General features: G+C 42.3%; 2 protein-coding genes. One reads left to right on the top strand and one right to left on the bottom strand.

Annotated elements, in window-relative coordinates:
- A partial coding sequence (locus MKP05_RS21215; protein WP_240570130.1) for a TonB-dependent receptor domain-containing protein occupies positions 1–621 on the top strand: 621 nt, incomplete at its 5' end.
- Here MKP05_RS21215 and MKP05_RS21220 read toward each other — a convergent pair.
- Positions 618–826, bottom strand: a 209-nt coding sequence (locus MKP05_RS21220) for an ATP-grasp fold amidoligase family protein (protein WP_240570131.1), incomplete at its 5' end; no start/stop codon positions are given. The two genes, MKP05_RS21215 and MKP05_RS21220, sit on opposite strands and share 4 nt — an antisense overlap.

Raw genomic sequence — 826 nt, forward strand, 5'->3', positions numbered from 1 at the left:
GGAGCCGCATTGCGATATAACTTTTATGACGATAATACTACAGCAACGGCTTCTGATGGTGAAAACAAACCGGATGAGGCTGCGATTCCTGGAATTTTTGTTCAGGATGAAATAAAATTTTCAAAAAAACAGACCTTGCTTGCAGGTTTGCGCTATGATTATGATAAACGACATGGAAGTATTCTTACGCCTCGTTTGGCCTATAAATGGAGTGTAACAGACAACGATATTTTACGCTTGAATGCGGGGACGGGTTTCCGTGTGGTGAATTTGGTTACAGAAGACCATGCAGCATTGACCGGAGCACGCGACGTTATTATTGAAGAAGAATTGGATCCGGAGCAATCCTATAATGTGAACATCAATTACTTAAAGAAGATATATACCGGAAACGATAATTTTATTATCGTTCAGGACCAAGGACCTGGAATTCCTGAAGAACTCCAGAAGTCCTTATTCCAGCCTTTTCAGCGAGGAGAATACGCCAAAAATATTAATCCACAGGGCTGTGGTTTAGGGTTGTCGGTAGTTAAAGCCATTATGTGCGCCCACGGTGGAGACGTTAGCTATAGTTTAACACCAGAAAATGGCTCACTTTTCAAACTCTCATGGCCTGTTTAAGGGCATGAATACACAGGCTCGATCGAACCTGTTTTAGCAAGAGACAGATCCCACATACTGCCGAGTTTTGCGTCCCAAATTGATGGGGTGATTTTAAGTTTGCCTCTTTTGGGACTTAATGTTATTTCGCTGAAATAGATATCATCTCCTTTTAGCATAAGATCGACGCGGCAGTAGTCTATTTCTTTTGCTAAGTCCTGGGCGG

This window comes from Halomonas flagellata (genome assembly GCF_022487945.1).
In the GTDB taxonomy this organism is placed as follows: domain Bacteria; phylum Pseudomonadota; class Gammaproteobacteria; order Pseudomonadales; family Halomonadaceae; genus Halomonas; species Halomonas flagellata.